Consider the following 18,179-nt stretch of genomic DNA (forward strand, 5'->3'; position numbering starts at 1 on the left):
GAGACGGGATGTTCAAGATTGCCTGCGGCCTGGTGTTCTGCGCGGCCGGCGTGGCCTATGCCGGCGCCGGCAATGTTGGCGCGGCGCCGAGCGCCGAAGTCATACACTGGTGGACATCGGGCGGCGAATCGGCTGCCGTCAAGCAGCTGGCCGGCGCCTACCGCGCTGCCGGCGGCAACTGGATCGACACGGCCATCGCCGGCGGCGACCAGGCTCGCGCCGTCACGCTGAACCGCCTGGTTGGCGGCAAGGCGCCGGCGGCGGCGCAATTCAATATCTCCAAGCAGTTCCTCGACGTCGTGGAGCAGGACATGCTGATGCCGCTCGACGACATCGCCAGACAGCAGGACTGGGACCGCACGCTGCCCGAGCCGATTGCCCGTGTCATCAAGGTCGATGGCCATTACTATGCGCTGCCGCTGGACATCCATATGCAGACCTGGATCTGGTACTCCAAGGCCGCCTTCAGGAAAGCGGGCATCACGAAAGAGCCCGCGACCATGGACGAACTGTTTGCGGCGCTCGACAAGCTGAAAGCCGCCGGCCTGATCCCGCTGGCCCACGGCGGCCAGGCCTGGCAGGAAAACGTACTGTTCGCGGGCATCCTGGCGAATGTCGGCGGCAAGCAGCTGTACCTGCAGGTGATGCGCGACCGCGACCAGAAGGCGATCAATTCCGAAGCGATGCGCAAGGTGCTGCTGGCCTACAAGCGCATGCAATCCTATGTGGACCCGAATGCGCCTGGCCGCAACTGGAACGATGCGACGGCCCTGCTGGTCAGCGGCAAGGCGGGCGTGCAGATCATGGGCGACTGGGCGAAAGGCGAATTCACCGCCGCTAAGCAGCTGCCGGGCGAAGATTATGGCTGCATCGCGGGCCTCGGTGCTAATGTGCCTTACCTGGTGCAGGGCGACGCCTTTGTCTTCCGAAGTCCGAGCAGGCCAGCGTGCAGCAGGCACAGAAGCTGATGGCGCGCACCCTGGTTGCTCCAGCCACGCAGATCGCTTTCAACAAGCTCAAAGGCTCGCTGCCGCCGCGCACCGACCTCGATACCAGTTCGCTCGATGCGTGCTCGCGTGCGGGCGCCGCCATCATGCGCGACAAGACCCGTCTGGCCGGCGCACCCGAGGTGTATCTGACGCCCGACCAGAATGGCGCGCTGCAGGATGCGATCACGGCGTACTGGAACACGTCCATGCCGGTCGAAAAAGCGCAGAAAGCGCTGGCCGCCGCGCTGCGGAACTGAGCCGCCGATGCTGCAACGACGAGTTCATGCCTTATTTCGCGCTGCTGCCGATGCTGGCGACAGTGTGCGTGGCCTATCTGGGCGCTTTCGCCTGGACCTTCTACGTGTCGCTGACCAATTCGCGCAGCATCGCCAGCAACAAATTCGTCGGCATGGCGCAGTACGAACGCCTGTTCAACAATGAACGCTGGCTGCTGTCGCTGAATAATCTTCTCATCTTCGGCGTGCTGTTCATCCTCGCTTGCATGGTCATCGGCTTCCTGCTGGCGGCCTGCATCGACCGCCAGGTCACAGGGGAGGGGGCGCTGCGCACGGTGTTCCTTTTATCCGTATGCGATGTCCTTCGTCGCCACGGGCCTGGTGTGGCAGTGGATTTTCACGCCGGGCGACATTCCCGGCTTTGACTGGCTGGTCGATCAGGACCTGGTGATCTACACGGTGGTCATCGCGGCCGTATGGCAGGCTTCAGGATTCGTGATGGCCCTCATGCTGGCCGGCCTGCGCGGCATCGATCCGGAAATCTGGAAGGCTGCGCGGCTGGATGGCGTGCCGGTGTGGCGTGTCTACGTTTCAATCGTGCTGCCCATGCTCGGTCCCACATTGGGCACGGTGCTGATCCTGCTTGCGACCATGGTGGTCAAGCTGTATGACGCGGTCGTGTCCATGACCCAGGGCGGGCCCGGCACGGCCAGCGAAGTGCCGGCCAAGTTCATCATGGATCACCTGTTCCTGCGCGCGAACATCGGCCTGGCTTCGGCGGGCGCCGTAGTCCTCTTGCTGACGGTGCTGGCCCTGCTGGCGCCATACGCGTATGCGCGCAGCCGCCGGAGGATCGCATGAAGCCCGCCCGCATCGGCCTCTACGCCTTCCTGCTCAGTGCCGCGCTGTTCTTCATGTTGCCGCTGTACGTGATGATCACGACGTCCCTGAAGTCGATGGACGAGATCCGCATGGGGCATCTGTTCGCCATGCCGCTGCAACCCACGCTGGAGGCGTGGCGCGCGGCCTGGAGCGAAGCCTGCACCGGCGCTTCCTGCGAGGGCGTGCAGGCCGGCTTCTGGAACTCCGTGCGCATTACGGTGCCGAGCACCATCCTGCCAATTGCGCTGGGTGCGCTGAATGGCTATGCGCTGTCGTTCTGGCGCCCGCGCGGGGCCGACCTGCTGTTTGCCGTGCTGCTGCTGGGCGCTTTCGTGCCGGTCCAGGTGATGATTATCCGCTGGTGCGCATGCTGGCACCCGTCGAGTGTATGGCTCGCTGCCTGCCATCGTGCTGGTGCACCTGGTGTTCGGCATGCCGGTGCTGACCCTCCTGTTCCGCAACTATTACGCCTCGCTGCCGCATGAACTGTTCCAGGCGGCACGCATCGACGGCGGCGGTTTCTGGCGCATCTTCTGGCATGTGATGCTGCCTGCCTCCCTGCCCATGCTGGTGGTGGCGGCCATCATGCAGGTCACGGGCGTATGGAACGATTACATCCTGGGCCTGGTGTTCGCGGGCCGCGATAACCTGCCGATGACGGTGCAGCTGAATAATGTGATCAATACGACGACGGGAACGCGTCTTTATAACGTCAACATGGCGGCCACTATCCTCACGGCGCTGGTGCCATTGGCGATTTATTTCTTGTCCGGCCGCTGGTTTGTACGCGGCATCGCCGCCGGCGCTGTGAAGGGTTGAAAATGTCGAACGTACATTTGCGTAATCTGAGCATCAACCTGGGCGGAAATCACGTGATCCGCGATCTCGACCTGCAGGTGGAAGAGGGCGAGTTCCTCGTGCTGCTGGGGCCTTCCGGGTGCGGCAAATCGACCCTGCTGCACAGCATCGCGGGCCTGATCGAGACCAGCGGCGGCGCCGTCGAAATCGGCGGCAGGGACATGTCGCGCACCGATCCGAGCGAGCGGGGCATCGGCATGGTATTCCAGTCCTATGCGCTGTATCCGACCATGACGGTGGAAAAGAATATGTCTTTCGGGCTGCGCATTGCAGGCATGCCGAAGGAGCAGATCAGGCAGCGTATCGAACGGGTGGCGCAGATGCTGCAGCTGCAGGACCTGCTGGGCCGCAAGCCGGCGCAGCTCTCCGGCGGCCAGCGGCAGCGTGTGGCCATCGGCCGCGCCCTGGCGCGCGACGCCAGCGTGTATCTGTTCGACGAGCCGCTCTCCAACCTCGATGCGAAGCTGCGCACGGAACTGCGGCGTGAACTGAAGCTGCTGCACCAGAACCTGGGTTCCACCATGATCTACGTGACCCACGACCAGGTGGAAGCGATGACGCTGGCCACGCGCATCGTGGTCATGCGCGGCGGCGAGATCCAGCAGATCGGCACGCCGGCTGAAGTGTACGAGCGGCCGGGCAACCTGTTTCGTGGCGGGCTTCCTTGGTGCGCCATCGATGAACTTCGTGCACGGCGAACTGGAAGGGCATGGCCGCTTCCGCGCCGGAAAGCTGTCGCTGGGCGTTGCGGCGCCGGGGCAGGGCAAGGCGGTGCTGGGCGTACGCCCCGAGCATATCGCCATTGTTGAAGGCGGGCCGTTCGCGGCCACCGTAACGCTGGCCGAGCCGATGGGCAGCCATCAGGTGGTCTGGCTGGATTGCGGCGGCCACCAGTTGTCCTGCATCGTGCAGGAGCCGCGCAACTTTGCGCCAGGCGAGCCGGTGCAGCTGGCGATCGATGCGCGCCGGGCCTGCCTGTTCGACCAGGACAGCGGAAAGGCTTTATCGGAAAGCACGCTTAAAGTATCCTCTCGACTGAGTCTCGTAGACGTGAACTAACCAAGGAACAACGTGGCCACTATCAAAGACGTTGCCCGCCTCGCGGGCGTTGGACTGGGAACCGCCTCCCGCGTAGTCAGCGGCAAGGGTTCGGTGTCGCCCGCCACGCTCGAAAAGGTCAGGAAGGCGATCGACGAACTGGGCTTCCGGCCCTCGCACGCGGCGCGCTCGCTGCTGTCCGGCACCAGCCGCATGATCGGCGTCTACATCCCCGTTTTGAGCGGCACCTTCTATACGCCCATCCTGCAGATCATCGATACCGAGCTGCGCGCGGCCGGCCTGCACATGGTGGTGGCCTTCGGCGTGGGCCTGGGCGACGAACGCCGCCAGGCGAAGGACGGCATCGAATTCCTGATCGAACGCGGCTGCGATGGCCTGATCATCATGACGGGCGCACTGCAGGACGAGGACATTGCCGCGCTGGGCGCGCACCAGAGCCGCCTCGTCGCGCTGAACCATCCGTTCACGGATATTCCCGAACAATGCTTCACCGTGGACCACACGCTGGGCGGCCGTCTTGCCGCGCGTGCGCTGCTGGACCACAAGCACCGCGAAATCGCCGTCATTGCAGGCCCTTCGCGCCTGCCGGACAGCGTGGCCCGCATCAACGGCTTCATGGATGAATTGCAGGCGAACGGCATCGACACCAACAAGATGTGGGTGGCCGAGAGCGACTTCTCGCCGGCCGGCGGCTGGGCCGCCGCGAAGGAGCTGGTCGAGTCGGGCCACCGCTGCACCGCGCTGTTCTGCGCCAACGATGAAATGGCGGTGGGCGCCTTTGTCCTACTTCCAGGAGGCGGGCATCCGCGTGCCGCACGACCTCTCCGTGATCGGCTACGACGATACGCCCAGCGCCGAATTCTCCGCACCGCGCCTGACTTCCGTGCATATGCCGTGGCGCGAGATGACGATGAACGGTTTGAGCGCGCTGCTGAACAAATGCTACGACCTGGGCCGGCCTGTGACTCGCAGCTTCCCCGTAACCGTCACCTTGCGTGCATCGCTGGCAAAAGCCAGCGCCACTACGAAGCGCAAGGCGGCGGCATGAAGTGAGCGGCTTCCCAAAAGGCTGGCCGCCTTTTTTTGCACTCGATTTGGAAACCTTTCCACACTTTTTGACAATTTGGCTGAACCGAGAACATGACGACACAACACCGCACTGAACCCCAGGCGCCTGCGCGCAGCGAGTTCGCCTCCGATTTCCTGTGGGGCTGCGCCACATCCTCATACCAGATCGAGGGCGCCGGCTCGCTTGACGGCCGCGCCGAGTCAATCTCGGACAGGTTCGCCGCCACATCAGGGAAGGTGCGCGACGGGTCCAATGGCTCTGTGGCCTGCGACCATTACCACCGCTGGCCGCAGGATTTCGACATCGCCCGCGACATGGGCCTGAACGCCTACCGTTTCTCGATCGCCTGGCCGCGCATCTTTTCGGAAGCAGGGGCAAGCCGAACGGGAAGGGGCTGGACTTCTACTCGCGCCTGATCGACGGCATGCTGGAGCGCGGCCTGCAGCCATGGGCCACGCTCTATCATTGGGACTTGCCGCAGTTCCTGCAGGACCGCGGCGGCTGGGAGTCGCGCGAGACTGTCGACCGCTTCCTCGAATTCGCCGACGTGATGACGCGCCGCCTGGGCGACCGGATGCAGCACTGGATCACACACAATGAACCCTGGTGCACGGCCATCCTCGGTAATTTTGAAGGCATCCATGCACCCGGCAAGCAGGACCTGCGCGCAGCCCTGCAGGTCTGCCACCACGTGCTGCTCTCGCATGGCAAGGCCGTGCCACTGATCCGCGAGAATGTGGCCGATGCGCGTGTCGGCATTGCCTTGAGCCTGCACCCCGTGCGGCCGGCCAGCGGCAGTGCGGAAGACTGGGCCGCCACGGAGCGCCACGACGGTCTGCGCTACCGCTGGTTCCTCGATCCGCTGTTCGGCAAAGGCTATCCGGCCGCCACGCTGGACCGGCTGCATGCCGCGGGCACCCGAGGTGCACGCCGGCGATATGGAAGCCATTGCGGTAAAGACTGATTTCATGGGACTGAACTACTACTTCCCCGAAACCATTGCCAACGCTCCTGGCCACAAGCCGCTGGATGCGCGGGTGCTGGCGCCGAACGGCGTGCAGACCACGGCCATGGGCTGGGAAGTCGCGCCGGAAGGCCTGACCGAGCTGCTGGTACGCATCCAGCAGGAATACAGCCCGGGGCCCCATCTACATTACGGAAAACGGCTCCTGCTACGAGGACACCGTTACGCCGGAAGGGGAGGTACGCGACGTGGAGCGCCGGCACTACCTGATGCGCCACCTCGAAGCGTTGAAGGCAGCCATCGCGGCGGGCGTGCCGGTAAAAGGATACTTCGCCTGGAGCCTGGTGGACAACTTTGAATGGGCCGAGGGCTATCTGCGCCGCTTTGGCCTTGTACATATCGACTATAAAACCCAGGAACGCCGACTGAAAGAGAGCGGCAAATGGTATCGCGCGTTCCTGAAATCGGAGAACCAAGAATGAAGAAACTTAGCCTAGCGCTGGCAGTGACGCTCGCGCTGCCCGCGGTAGCGACACCGGCAGCGCCAATCAAGGACTGGCCGCACATCCAAAGCGCCATCAAGCGCGATGAGGCGCTGGAAAAGCGCGTGCAGGAAATCGTCGGCAAGATGACGCTGGAGCAGAAGATTGGCCAGATGACCCAGCCCGAGATCAAGACGGCCAAGCCGGAAGATGTGAAGCGCTACTACCTCGGCTCGGTGCTGAATGGCGGCGGCAGCTGGCCGAACGGGAACAAGCACGCCAGCGCGAAGGACTGGCTGGACCTGGCGGAAGCCTACCACCAGGCTTCGATGTCCACCGATATGGCGGTGAAGGTGCCCGTCATCTGGGGTATCGACGCGATCCACCGGCAACAGCAATGTCTACGGCGCCACGCTGTTTCCGCACAATATCGGCCTGGGTGCGGCGCGCGATCCGAAGCTGGTGGAGGAAATCGGCCTGGCAACCGGCAAGGCGGTACGGGCCACCGGCATCGCCTGGGTCTTCGGTCCGACCATCGCGGTGGTGCGCGATGACCGCTGGGGCCGCACTTACGAAAGCTTCTCGGAAGATCCGGCACTGGTCGAAAGCTATGCCGGGCCTTATGTAAGGGGCTTGCAGGCCAATGTGGCAGCCAGCATCAAGCACTTCATGGGCGACGGCGGCACCGACCAGGGCAAGGACCGCGGCGTGAACAAGTCCACCGCCGAACAGATGATGAATATCCACGCACGCGGCTATTACAAAGGTCTCGCGGCAGGCGCCCAGACTGTAATGGCATCGTTCAACAGCTGGAACGACGAGGCGGCGGGCGTCAACTACGGCAAGATGCACGGCAGCCGCGCCATGCTGACCGATGCGCTCAAAACGAAGATGGGCTTCGACGGCTTCGTGATCAGCGACTGGAACGGCATCGGCGAAGTGCCGGGCTGCCGCAACGACAGCTGCGCGCAGTCGATCAATGCCGGCGTGGACATGATCATGGTGCCCGATGACTGGAAAGCCTTCATCACCAATACGATCGCGCAGGTAAAGTCCGGCGAGATCCCGATGGCGCGCATCGACGATGCGGTCACCCGCATCATCCGCGTCAAGCTGCGCATGGGCCTGTTCGGCAAGTCGCCGGCGCAGAACGCCTATGCGGGCAAGGATGGTGCGCTGCAGGCGCGCGATCTGGCGCGGCGCGCCGTGCGCGAATCGCTGGTGCTGCTGAAAAATGAAGGCCCGGCGCTGCCGCTGGCGCGCGGCAAGAAGATCCTCGTGGTCGGCAAGAGCGCGGATAACCTGGCCAACCAGACCGGCGGCTGGTCGCTGACCTGGCAGGGCACGGACAATACCAATGCCGACTTCCCGCATGCGGACAGCATCCTGGCCGGCCTGCGCGCCGCAGCAGGCGAGGGCAATGTGAGCTTCAACGCCGATGCGCACGATGTCGATGTCGGCAAGTTCGATGTGGTGGTGGCGGTGATCGGCGAGCGCCCTTATGCGGAGGGCGACGGCGATATCGGCCCGTCCGGCACGCTGCGCCACAGCAGCCGTTATCCGGAGGACCTGGCGGTGCTGGAAGCGGTGGCAGGGAAGGGCAAGCCGGTGGTGACGGTGTTCCTGTCCGGCCGGCCGCTGTTCGTCAATGACCTGCTGAACTTGTCGGATACCTTCATCGCCGCATGGCTGCCGGGCACGGAGGGCAAGGGCGTGTCCGACCTGCTGGTGGCGGGTGCCGGCAAGTATGACTTCAGGGGCAAGCTGTCCTTCTCCTGGCCGAAGTCGGCGTGCCAGACGCCGCTCAATGTGGGCGACGCCGATTACGCGCCCTTATTCGCTTACGGGTATGGCCTGCGTGCGGGGCAGCGCTCGAAACTGGGCAAGCTTGATACGAGTTATGCGCCGGGCGGCTGCGGCGCGAGCAACAGCTATCCGGTGCATAGCCAGGCGGACCGCGCCAGCTTCCCGCTGGCGATCCGCAGCGGCAGCGAGCGTACCGCACTGGGGGCCGACCTGAACGCGAGCTACGGCCTGCCGGGCATCACGGTGGCCACGTCCCAGATCATTACCCAGCAGGATGCCAAGCTGGTGACCTGGACCGCGCCGGCAACCTTCGAGGCGAAGGGCGCCAAGCCGCTGGCCCTGCCGGCCGCGATTGCCAATGGCGGCGCGCTGCGCTTCGATACCATCGTGTCCTCAGCGCCACAGGGCAAGGTCACGATTGCCATGCAGGACAGCGCCGTCAACGCCACCGCGCTGTTCCAGCGCCTGGCGGGCAAGGGCAAGCAGAATGTGGCTATTCCGCTGTCCTGCTTTGCCGGCGTGCAGCCGGAGCGCGTTGATACGCCATTCAGCGTGACGGCCGACGGCGCCTTTGCCGCGTCCTTCGCGAATATCGAAATTGTCGCCGGCGCCACGGACCTCGTGCGCTGCGAAGGGCTGAAATAAGGAGAGCACATGGCCAGCACAGCTCCGGGCGCCGCGGTGGCGCCCAGTACCGGCAGCGAGAACGGCGCGAATACGATGCCGCTCGTTGTCATCACCATCCTGTTCTTCATGTGGGGCCTGCTCACGTCGCTGAACGACGTGCTGATTCCCACCTGAAGGCGAAGTACACGCTGAACTATGTGCAGGCCATGCTTGTGCAGTTCTGCTTCTTCGGCGCCTACTTCATCGTGTCGCTGCCGGCGGGTGCGCTGATCCGCCGCATCGGCTACCAGCGCGGCGCCGTCACGGGCCTGCTGATTGCGGCTGCCGGCTGCGCGCTGTTCTATCCGGCAGCGGACAACGGCTACACGCTGTTCCTGTTCGCCTTCTTCGTGCTGGCGGCGGGCATCACGATCCTGCAGGTGGCGGCGGATCCTTTCGTTACCGTCCTGGGACCGGCGCGCACGGCGTCCAGCAGGCTGACGCTGACGCAGGCGTTTAATTCGCTGGGCACGACGGTGGGCCCGGCGGTGGGCGGGCTGCTGATCCTGGGCGGCGGCAGCGTGCGGGGGCCTTATCTGGCGCTGGCGGGTGCGCTGGCGGTGCTGGCGCTGCTGTTCGCGGCTGCGCGGCTGCCGCACATCATGCACGCCGACGCCGATGGCACGACGACTGCAGGCGAGGAGGAGGGCGCCAAGCACTCGGCGGCGTCCTTCCGCACCTGGTGCTGGGCGCCATTGCCATCTTCGTCTATGTGGGCGGTGAGGTCAGCATCGGCTCCTTCCTGATCAACTTCCTCGGCGAGCCGCAGATCGCGGGGCTGACGCACGAAGCGGCGGCGCGCTATGTGAGCCTGTACTGGGGCGGCGCCATGGTGGGCCGCTTCATCGGCTTCGCCGTGATGCGCAAGGTCAGCCCGGGCAAGGCGCTGGCCTTCAATGCGGCCAGCGCAATCGTCCTGATCCTGGCGGCGGCGGGCGGCAAAGGCGCGCTGGCGATGTGGGCGATCCTGGCAGTGGGACTGTGCAATTCCATCATGTTCCCGACCATCTTCAGCATGGCGCTGCACGGCCTGGGACGTTTCACGGGCCAGGGTTCGGGCATCCTGTGCATGGCCATCGTCGGCGGCGCACTGGTGCCGTTTGCGCAGGGTGCGCTGGCCGATGCGGCAGGCGTGCAGGCTTCCTTCATCCTGCCTGCCGCCTGCTATGCCTTCATTCTCTTCTTCGGCGTGAAATACGCCGGCCTGCACAAAACCCCGGCTTAGCCCGGGGCTGCGCAGTACTGCCGCACATAAGCTTCATGCTGCGGCAGCTGCGCCACGGTGCGGCTTACCGAATCGCGGATGCTGCCCAGGAAGGCGGACAGCTCCGCATCCCCCATCAAATCAGCGGACTGGTGATGCTGCTCGGGCATGATGCCCTGGCCCAGCATCACCTGTATCCATGAATTCTCTGCAAACAGCTCGTTCGGAATGCGGAACACGCGGCCTGTTTCGCGGAACAGGTTGATGCGGTGGCGCAGGGAAGGCGGGATGTCCATCTCCGCGCAATGGCGCCAGAACGGCGTATCGCGGCGGTTCGTCACGTTGTAGTGCAGGATGATGAAGTCGCGGATATGTTCGATCTCGGCGCGGGTCTGGCTGTTGTATTCGTCGATGTCCGACTGGCGAATGCCGTCTGCCGGGAACAGCTGCATCAGGCGGATGATGCCGCGCTGGATCAGGTGGATGCTGGTGGACTCGATCGGTTCCAGGAAGCCGCTGGCCAGGCCGATGGCGACGCAGTTGCCGCTCCAGGTCTTGCGGCGCTGGCCCGGCTTGAAGCGGATCACGCGCGGCTGCACCAGCTGTTCGCCCTGGATATTGGCCATCAGCGTGGCTTTGGCGTGGTCATCGTCGATGAATTTGCTGGAGAAGACGATGCCGTTGCCCACGCGGTGCTGCAGCGGGATGCGCCACTGCCAGCCGGCGTCACGCGCAATGGAGCGGGTGAGGGGAATGGCGGGGCCGACGGAGGCCGTCTGCACAGCGATCGCGCTGTCGCAGTGCAGCCATTGCGACCAGTCGTCGTATTCCTCCTTCATGGTTTCGCCGATCAGCAGGCCGCGGAAACCCGTGCAATCGATGAACAGGTCGCCCTCCAGCAGCGTGCCGTTCTCCAGTTGCAGTGAGGTGATGTCGCCGCTGGCGGAATCGGTGTTGACGCGCGCGATCTTGCCTTCGATGCGCTGAGCGCCATAGCCTTCGCTGTATTTGCGCAGGAAGCGCGCGTAGGCGCTGGCGTCCAGGTGGTAGGCGTAGTTCATCCCATTGTGTGGCAGGTGGGCGAAGCGGTTCTCCTGCGCGGCCTTCAGCTCCAGGCAGTAATCGCCATAGTCGCTGGCCAGATTACGCTTCACGCCCTTCATCCAGAAGTGCTGGAAGCCGGCTGTCCAGTGGTCGGTGCCGGTCAGCCCGAACGAATGGATGTAGTCTTCATTGACGTTGCGCCAGTTCTCGAAGCTGATGCCCAGCTTGAAGGTGGCGTGGGTGGCCGCCCATGAATTCCTGCTCATTGATTTCGAGCAGATTGTGGAAGTTCATCAGCGTGGGGATGGTTGCCTCGCCGACGCCCACGGTGCCGATTTCGTCCGACTCGACCAGTTTGATGTCCAGCAGCTTGCCCAGGGTGCGGGAAAGGCCGGCAGCCATCATCCAGCCAGCCGTGCCGCCGCCGGCAATCACGACGCGGCGGATGGGACGGCGGCCGCGTTCTTCGCCATTTTGTTCTCGCATGGCTGTCTCCTTTATCGGTTTATCTTTTTAAGCAGTTGCGCACGCAGCGCGCGCGCTGCGTCGTCATTGAAGGGGCCGAGCACACGCCGGGCTTCCGGCGCGATATGGGCCGAAGTGTTTTCGTCCGCGTCAAACACATAGTGCAGGAACAGCTCCTTCCACGCCTTGCGCTGTTCCGGCGGCAGGTCGCGGATGCTCATCAGGGACAGCATCAGCGCGTTGGTCGGCGTATCCATGAAGTCCGGCGACTGGCGCCACCAGTAGTTGATCAGCATATTGAAACTGTCCAGCGATTCCACATGGTGCCACCACATGCTGGGGATGAAGATGGCGTCGCCCGGGCCGAGTTCGGCCACCTGCGCGTGGCGCCAGGCCTCGGCGAAGCGCGGGAAGCGCTCAAGGTCGGGATGCCTGAAATCGACAAGGCTGATGGGCTGACCGGCGGGCGTGAAGTCCAGCGGGCCGATATACAGGTTGTCCAGCTGGTGCGGCGGGAACAGCGTGAAGCGGCGGCGGCCGGCAGTGACGCAAGCCAGGTTGTCCGGCAGATCGTAATGGGCGGCGATGCATGTGCGGTTGCCGAACCACACGCTCATCAGGGCGTCGCGCGCCCCGAGATCAATGGGGTTCTCTTCCCGGAAGCCGGGCAGCGCCACTTCCACCGTGGTCGAGCCGACATAGATGGCGGGTGGACGGGGATTGTCGCGCTGGGCCGCCAGTTCATCCAGCACCTGGTCGATGCGGGCGCGCAGCGGTTGGAAATTGAAGCCGCTCAGGTCTTCGTTATAGAAGAAGCGGCCCTCGATGTCGTCGCGGCCCAGCATGGCGACCACGGTGGCGTCGCGATAGAAACGGCGCAGGTAAGCATCCGCCGTCTGGTGCGAGGCGCCGGCGCGCACGGCCGGCCAGTCTGCCGACCAGGCCGCGCAGGATCACAGGTTCGGTGGCGGTCAGGATTTCGTCGCTGAGCGTGGCGCGCGTAACGCCATGCAGCTCGCGCATCGGTGTGGCTTCAGGCAGCATTGGCGCGGTTCTTGCGGTCGATCAGGGCGCGGAAGTTGGACATGGACGCGATCTGCATATAGATAGCCTGCAGATAGCCCGCGCGGTGCAAGCCCTCCAGCGCCGGCCCGCCCAGCGCTGCCAGGCGCTCCTCATGGATGGTGTAGAAGCCTGCCAGGCGGTTCTGCGAGCCGTCATCAAGCTCAATGTCGGCCACGAAGGATTCGAGCAGCTCGCAATGCAGCAGGGCGGCGATGAAGCCGCGCGACTGCTGAATGCCGTTGTGCAGGGCCAGCAGCATGGAGTTGACGTTCTCCAGGTACTCCGTGGTGCCGCCGTGCGGCAGGAACACCGCTTCGCCTTCCGTGCTGCTGACGCGCGGGCTGTCCAGGTCCACGTGCACCATCAGTTCTTCGCCGTTGATCCCGATCAGGAAGGGCTGGCGCTCGATGGCCAGAGGAATATAGTTCGCCTTCCAGCCGCGCGGGCCGAGGAAGAGATTTTCGCCTTCCTGGAAACCGAACAGGGCCAGCGCCTCGAAGGAGCCGTCCGCGCTCTTTCGGAACACGATGGGATAGTGCGCCTGCAGGTCGCGGAACTCGCCGGGGAAAGTGAGGGCGCTCATGACGCTGTCGCCATACTGCGCGCCGCGTGCCGTGATGATGCGCAGGTCCTTGTGAGACACGTTATTGAGCTGTGCGTGGTTTGGCATGTGGACTTTCTCAGATCTTGGGTAAGCCGTGGCGACGGATATGGTCGATCAGCTCGCGGTTGGTGGGCAGGGCGGGCAGCATTCTTGCAGTCAGCGCCGCAGCTTCGCGGAAGTAGCCATCGGCCGCCGCATCGTTATCGGCGCGGCGCTGGCCGCCGCCGGCTTCGCTGCGGAAGCCCATGCCGTACAGGATGTACTGGTAGCTGGCGGCGGGGAAGACTTCCTCGATGCGGTAGAAGTCGTTGCGCGATGGCGGACGGTGGCGCCACAGCGTGAGCAGGTCGGCCAGGCGTTCGGGCACGGTGTTGCGGTTGTCGCGCCAGTAGTCGGAATCGTCGCGGCGGCTCAGCACATAGTGCAGCTTGAGGAAGTCGATCACGCGCTCCCAGCGATAGCGGAAGGTTTCGTTGAAGCGGCGCGCCACGATGTCCATCGCTTCGCGGCTGGCCGGCATATCGTCGCTGATCAGGGCCGCCGACAGTTCCACCAGCGCCAGGGCGGATGCTTCCAGCGGTTCGATGAAGCCCATGGAAAGGCCTACGGCCACGCAGTTGCGGTGCCAGAAGCGCTCGCGGTAGCCGGGATCGAAGCTCAGTTTACGCGGCGCCGGCATATCATGGCCGACGTAGGCGCGCAGTGCGCGCTCGGCCTCCTCGTCGCTGGTGTGGGCACTGGAATACACATGGCCGATGCCGCGCCGCGTTGGCAAGCCAATGTCCCAGATCCAGCCTGCGCTTTGCGCGGTGGACGTGGTCTGCGACGCGATAGGGCTGTCCGCGGACGGGTAGGGCACTTGCACCGCCAGCGCGCAATCGTTGAACAGCACGTGCTTCTGCGAGATGAAGGGTATTTCGAAGTGCTGGCCCAGCAGCCGCGATTGCATGCCCGTGCAGTCGATGAACAGGTCGCCCGCCAGTGCGCCACCGTCGCGCAGGCGCAACGAGGCGATGTCGCCGCTGGCGCTGGGCGTGATGCCGTCCACATGGGCCAGCACGTGGCGCACGCCCAGGCGCTCGACGCAGTGCCTGCGCAGGAAGACGGAGAACTTGCCCGCATCCAGGTGGTAGCCATAGTTGGACACGGCTGCAAACTCCGGCGTGGAAGCCTGCTCGGGCGCCTTGCCATGCACGCAGAGGTGGGGCTGGAAGCTGGCCAGGTCGGCAAAAGGCACATGGACGTGCGCCTGTTGCCAGCGCTCGGCCAGATTCGCTTCGCCATAGCCCTGGGGCAGCACGAAAGGGTGGAAATAGTAATCGTCCGCCGCGCCGGTAATCCAGCGCCTGAACAGCGAGCCCTGTTTGAAGGCGGCGTCGCACTCGCGGAAGAAGTCGGATTCGGAAACGCCGATGCGGTGCAGCGTGTCGCGCATCGTCGGCCAGGTGCCTTCCCCCACGCCGATAATGGGGACGTCCGGCGATTCGACGAGGGTGACTTCCAGTCCGCCGGGCAAGTGCGCCGGATGGTCGGCGGCGAGGATGGCGGCGGTCAGCCAGCCGGCTGAACCACCTCCTACTACAACAATCTGTCGGATACTGCTAACTGCCATGAAGCCCGTCCCCGTTTGATCTTTGAAGCAGTCTAACCGAAAAGGCCGCCGCCGGGCAGCGGCCTTTTCATGGTCAGAACTTGTAACGGGCGCCAATCATGTAACGCGGACCGGCCTGGGTCACATACAGCACTTCGGACTTGGCCCGGCCATGGGTGCGCTGGATTTCATCCGTCAGGTTGATGGCTTCGAACTGGAAGCTCAGCTTGTCGTTGAAGTTGTAGCTCACACTCAGGTCCAGCTGGCCGTATGGCTCCGTGTACTGCGGGTTGGGCCCGGCGCCGTCGAAGGTCGCTGCGAGGAACTCGCCGCGCCAGTTCCAGGCGGCGCGGACCGACCACTTCTTGTCCTCGTAGATGCCCACCAGGTTGGCCGAGTTGCTGAGGCCCACCAGCGCGAACTGCTCGCCGATGGCGGCATTGTCGTATTTCAGGCCCGAATGCACCCAGGTGTAGTTGGCCGACAAGCCGAATCCCGTGTTGCCGAACATGTGCTGGACGTTGACCTCCGCACCGTGCAGCTTGGCCTTCTTCTGGTTCGAGAAGGAATTGATCTCGAAGGAGGCGACCGGATCGCCCGGCTGGCCGACAATGGTGCCGGTGGCATTGCCGCTGGCATCGTCCGCGCCGCGCGTCACGCCGGGGGCGGTCGGGTGGTTGCGGAAGATGTAGTTGCGGATGCAGACCGTGTCGCTGCCGCAGTTACCCTTGCTGACAGCCTCGTTCCACAGCGCGCCCCCAACCGGCGTATGCAGGTTGGCCGAGGTATCGGTGAACTTGGACTGGCCCGCATAATCCTTCAGGTCCTTGTGGAACAGGCCCAGGGAGGCGAAGCTCTGCGAATTGTAGTACCACTCGGCAGAGAGGTCGAGGTTCTTCGATTTCACCGGCTTCAGGCCCGGATTGCCCTGGGAACCGGTGCCGCCGTTGACGCGCGCCAGGTTGTCGATGGTCTTGCCGCCCTGGATCTGGTCGTAGCGCGGACGGCCGATGGTCTCGCCGTAGCTGGCGCGGACCTTGATATCGTCGCGCAGGTCGGCATCCCAGTCCACGCTCGGCAGCCAGTGGCTGTACTTGCCGGCCAGCGTGGTGAAGGAGGGCGGACCGAAGGTCACCGGGAATTCATTGGCCGAGACCATGCTGATGCTGACGGGCGTCGGCACCAGTGCGGTGGATACGACATCGGTCGTTTCATAGCGCACGCCCACGTTGGTATGCATCGGAACGCCGAATTCCCAGTCGGTGCCCAGCTGCACATAGCCGCTCTTGGACGTTTCCTTGGTGCGGCGGTCGGTATCCCAGGTGGTCTTCGGCAGGTACAGTTCCGGCAGGCCGGAAGCCTTGGCCGCGATGGCACGCACTTCGGCGAAGTTGAAGGTGTAGAACTGGTTGAACAGCTTGGGGCTGTCGCTGCCATTGATCTTGTCGAAGTACTGGCGCACCGTGTCGGCGTGCCACAAGCTGCTTGGATAATCGGCCGGGCTGGTGGCGCCACCCCAGGTGTCGCGCTGCTGGGTGGAGAAGGCGGAGCGGTTTTCATACTTCGTGTGCGCCACGCCGAAGTTCAGGTTGGAGGTTTCCATCACCTTCCAGCTGCCCTTGACCTGGGTCTGGTCGATCTTGGCCTTCATATAGCCATTGCGGAAGGCCGAACCGGGTGACCTGCTGGCGCGCCTTGTTGAAGTCCGCACCGTCGATGCTCAGCACCGGGAAGTCGTTGGTGAAGTCGGCCGTGGTGTTGCCGCGGCTGAAGCTGGCGGTGCCCAGCACGTTGTCCGAGCCCCATGGGCTGTCCGCCTTCGATTCGGCGGTGGAGTGGTGGGTATCGAGTTCCAGGCGCAGGTCGTTGGACGGCTTCCACACGGCGTTGAAGCCGAGGGACTTGTTCTGGGACCGGGTCGCGAAGTCCGCGCCGCCCATGGCGATATCGCTGTTACCGGCCGGGATCAGTTCCGTGTAGATTAGCGGCGCCGCCACCGGTCCGTTGGTCCAGGTGCTGGTGGACGGGCCGAAGTTGAACCAGGCCGAGATATCGTTACGCTTGGTGTGGATCTTGTTCTCGGAATAGGTGTAGTCCAGCGTGGTGGTCAGCGACTTGGCCGGCGCATACTGCAAGGTCAGCTGGCCGTTGGTGCGCTCGCGCTGCACGCCGCTCATGCTGTAGTTCAGGTTTTGCGGCACCGAGTAGATGTCGGTCGGCTTCGGGCGGTTGGTGATGCGGTTGGCGCCGTCGGCGCCCGGTTGGGGAATGGTGCCCCAGTTGTTTTCATCGCCGCGGAACGGGCCGCGCCATCCGTTGCCCACTGAAGCCTGGTTGTAACCGAGGTTGCGTTCCTGGTAGCTGGCGCTCAGGGCGATGCCGATAGTGTTGTTGGCGAAGGTATTGCTGTAGATGCCCGAGACTTCAGGCGTCAGGGAGTGGCCGGCCTTCACGTCGCCCGGCAGGTTGTTGTTCGACGTGTCGTACATGCCCTTGGCGCCAATGCTGCCGTGCATGCCGGGGCGGTCGAGGGGACGCGCCGTCATCACATTCAGCGTGGCGCCAATGCCGCCGGTCGGCGTTTCTGCGCGGCCCGTCTTGTACACCTGGATCTGCGAGATCGCTTCCGACGCGAGGTTGGCGAAATCGAAGGCGCGGCCATTCAGGTCGCCCAGGCTGGACGTCGGCATCTGGCGGCCGTTCAGCAGCACCAGGTTGAAGTCCGGGCCGACGCCGCGCACGGTGACTTTGGAGCCTTCGCCGATGGAGCGGTCAATGGAAACGCCGCTGATACGCTGCAGCGATTCGGCCAGGTTGGTATCGGGGAACTTGCCGATGTCCTCGGCCACGATGCCGTCCACGATACCGTCTGCATTGCGCTTCAGGTTCATCGACGACTGGAGGCTGGCGCGCAGACCGCTGACAACCACGGTCGGCATCGCCTGCGGGGAAGACTGGCCAGCGCCGCCTTCCTGTGCTGCCGCAGCGTCCTGCGCATGGAGCGGCGCGACGAATGTCGAACACGCAGCAGCGACGGCCAGGCTGATCAACTTCTGCTTCGCCTTTGGATGATGCATTTGGTCTCCTTTGTTTTTATACCTTATGGCCGGATGGGCTGTTTTTCATCCGGTGGCGTGGAAACGTTTCCACTATTTTTTAAAAATACTAGGGGTAGCGCAAAAAATTGTCAATAAA

At 64.1% G+C, this 18,179-nt stretch carries 12 protein-coding genes and 6 pseudogenes; 11 read left to right on the forward strand and 7 right to left on the reverse strand.

The features are described 5' to 3' along the window. Positions 1 to 8: 8 nt before the first annotated feature. The 11 genes and pseudogenes from ACHMW6_RS09150 to ACHMW6_RS09200 all read left to right on the forward strand — a co-directional run bounded on the left by ACHMW6_RS09150 (position 9) and on the right by ACHMW6_RS09200 (position 10,236). Positions 9 to 968: an ABC transporter substrate-binding protein gene (locus tag ACHMW6_RS09150; RefSeq protein ID WP_395406809.1), complete on the forward strand. Its 960-nt coding sequence runs from the start codon at positions 9 to 11 to the stop codon at positions 966 to 968. Then, positions 947 to 1,246, forward strand: coding sequence for a hypothetical protein (locus tag ACHMW6_RS09155; protein WP_395406810.1), 300 nt, complete (start codon positions 947 to 949; stop codon positions 1,244 to 1,246). The genes ACHMW6_RS09150 and ACHMW6_RS09155 overlap by 22 nt, the downstream gene beginning before the upstream one ends. A 26-nt stretch (positions 1,247 to 1,272) precedes the next feature. Continuing rightward, positions 1,273 to 2,086 (forward strand): annotated as a pseudogene (locus ACHMW6_RS09160) (carbohydrate ABC transporter permease). After that, a pseudogene (locus ACHMW6_RS09165) lies at positions 2,083 to 2,926 on the forward strand (carbohydrate ABC transporter permease). Before ACHMW6_RS09160 ends, ACHMW6_RS09165 begins: the two co-directional pseudogenes overlap by 4 nt. A gap of 2 nt (positions 2,927 to 2,928) precedes the next feature. Beyond that, positions 2,929 to 4,024 (forward strand): annotated as a pseudogene (locus tag ACHMW6_RS09170) (ABC transporter ATP-binding protein). Positions 4,025 to 4,036: 12 nt separating this feature from the next. Next, positions 4,037 to 5,072 (forward strand): annotated as a pseudogene (locus tag ACHMW6_RS09175) (LacI family DNA-binding transcriptional regulator). Between the two features lie 92 nt (positions 5,073 to 5,164). Then, positions 5,165 to 6,169 (forward strand): annotated as a pseudogene (locus ACHMW6_RS09180) (family 1 glycosylhydrolase); the annotation flags it as partial. Positions 6,170 to 6,245: 76 nt separating this feature from the next. Further along, positions 6,246 to 6,539, forward strand: coding sequence for a family 1 glycosylhydrolase (locus ACHMW6_RS09185; protein WP_395408564.1), 294 nt, complete (start codon positions 6,246 to 6,248; stop codon positions 6,537 to 6,539). Further along, positions 6,536 to 7,093: a glycoside hydrolase family 3 N-terminal domain-containing protein gene (locus ACHMW6_RS09190; protein ID WP_395406811.1), complete on the forward strand. Its 558-nt coding sequence runs from the start codon at positions 6,536 to 6,538 to the stop codon at positions 7,091 to 7,093. The genes ACHMW6_RS09185 and ACHMW6_RS09190 overlap by 4 nt, the downstream gene beginning before the upstream one ends. Further along, positions 6,975 to 8,990, forward strand: a complete 2,016-nt coding sequence (locus ACHMW6_RS09195) for a glycoside hydrolase family 3 N-terminal domain-containing protein (RefSeq protein ID WP_395408565.1) — start codon at positions 6,975 to 6,977, stop codon at positions 8,988 to 8,990. The genes ACHMW6_RS09190 and ACHMW6_RS09195 overlap by 119 nt, the downstream gene beginning before the upstream one ends. A 9-nt stretch (positions 8,991 to 8,999) precedes the next feature. Next, a pseudogene (locus ACHMW6_RS09200) lies at positions 9,000 to 10,236 on the forward strand (sugar MFS transporter). Here the strand turns inward: ACHMW6_RS09200 and ACHMW6_RS09205 are convergent. The 7 genes from ACHMW6_RS09205 to ACHMW6_RS09235 all read right to left on the reverse strand — a co-directional run bounded on the left by ACHMW6_RS09205 (position 10,233) and on the right by ACHMW6_RS09235 (position 18,061). Then, entirely contained in the window at positions 10,233 to 11,525 is a 1,293-nt protein-coding gene (locus ACHMW6_RS09205) for a tryptophan halogenase family protein (protein WP_395406812.1), read from the reverse strand. The pseudogene ACHMW6_RS09200 and the gene ACHMW6_RS09205 overlap by 4 nt on opposite strands. Beyond that, positions 11,446 to 11,745, reverse strand: coding sequence for a tryptophan 7-halogenase (locus ACHMW6_RS09210; RefSeq protein ID WP_395406813.1), 300 nt, complete (start codon positions 11,743 to 11,745; stop codon positions 11,446 to 11,448). Before ACHMW6_RS09210 ends, ACHMW6_RS09205 begins: the two co-directional genes overlap by 80 nt. Before the next feature lie 11 nt (positions 11,746 to 11,756). Continuing rightward, positions 11,757 to 12,644 carry a cupin-like domain-containing protein gene (locus ACHMW6_RS09215; protein WP_395406814.1) on the reverse strand — a complete coding sequence of 296 codons (888 nt, stop codon included), beginning with the start codon at positions 12,642 to 12,644 and terminating at the stop codon, positions 11,757 to 11,759. A 113-nt stretch (positions 12,645 to 12,757) separates the two neighbouring features. Next, entirely contained in the window at positions 12,758 to 13,459 is a 702-nt protein-coding gene (locus tag ACHMW6_RS09220) for a SapC family protein (RefSeq protein WP_395406815.1), read from the reverse strand. Positions 13,460 to 13,469: 10 nt separating this feature from the next. After that, positions 13,470 to 15,005, reverse strand: a complete 1,536-nt coding sequence (locus tag ACHMW6_RS09225; protein WP_395406816.1) for a tryptophan halogenase family protein — start codon at positions 15,003 to 15,005, stop codon at positions 13,470 to 13,472. 73 nt (positions 15,006 to 15,078) lie between these two features. Continuing rightward, the gene (locus ACHMW6_RS09230) at positions 15,079 to 16,635 is read right to left on the reverse strand and encodes a TonB-dependent receptor (protein ID WP_395406817.1); all 1,557 of its coding nucleotides are present in this window, start codon (positions 16,633 to 16,635) and stop codon (positions 15,079 to 15,081) included. Beyond that, positions 16,541 to 18,061: a TonB-dependent receptor gene (locus ACHMW6_RS09235; protein WP_395406818.1), complete on the reverse strand. Its 1,521-nt coding sequence runs from the start codon at positions 18,059 to 18,061 to the stop codon at positions 16,541 to 16,543. Before ACHMW6_RS09235 ends, ACHMW6_RS09230 begins: the two co-directional genes overlap by 95 nt. Between the last annotated feature and the right edge of the window lie 118 nt (positions 18,062 to 18,179).

This window comes from Pseudoduganella sp. UC29_106 (assembly GCF_044055365.1).
Classification (GTDB): domain Bacteria; phylum Pseudomonadota; class Gammaproteobacteria; order Burkholderiales; family Burkholderiaceae_D; genus Rugamonas.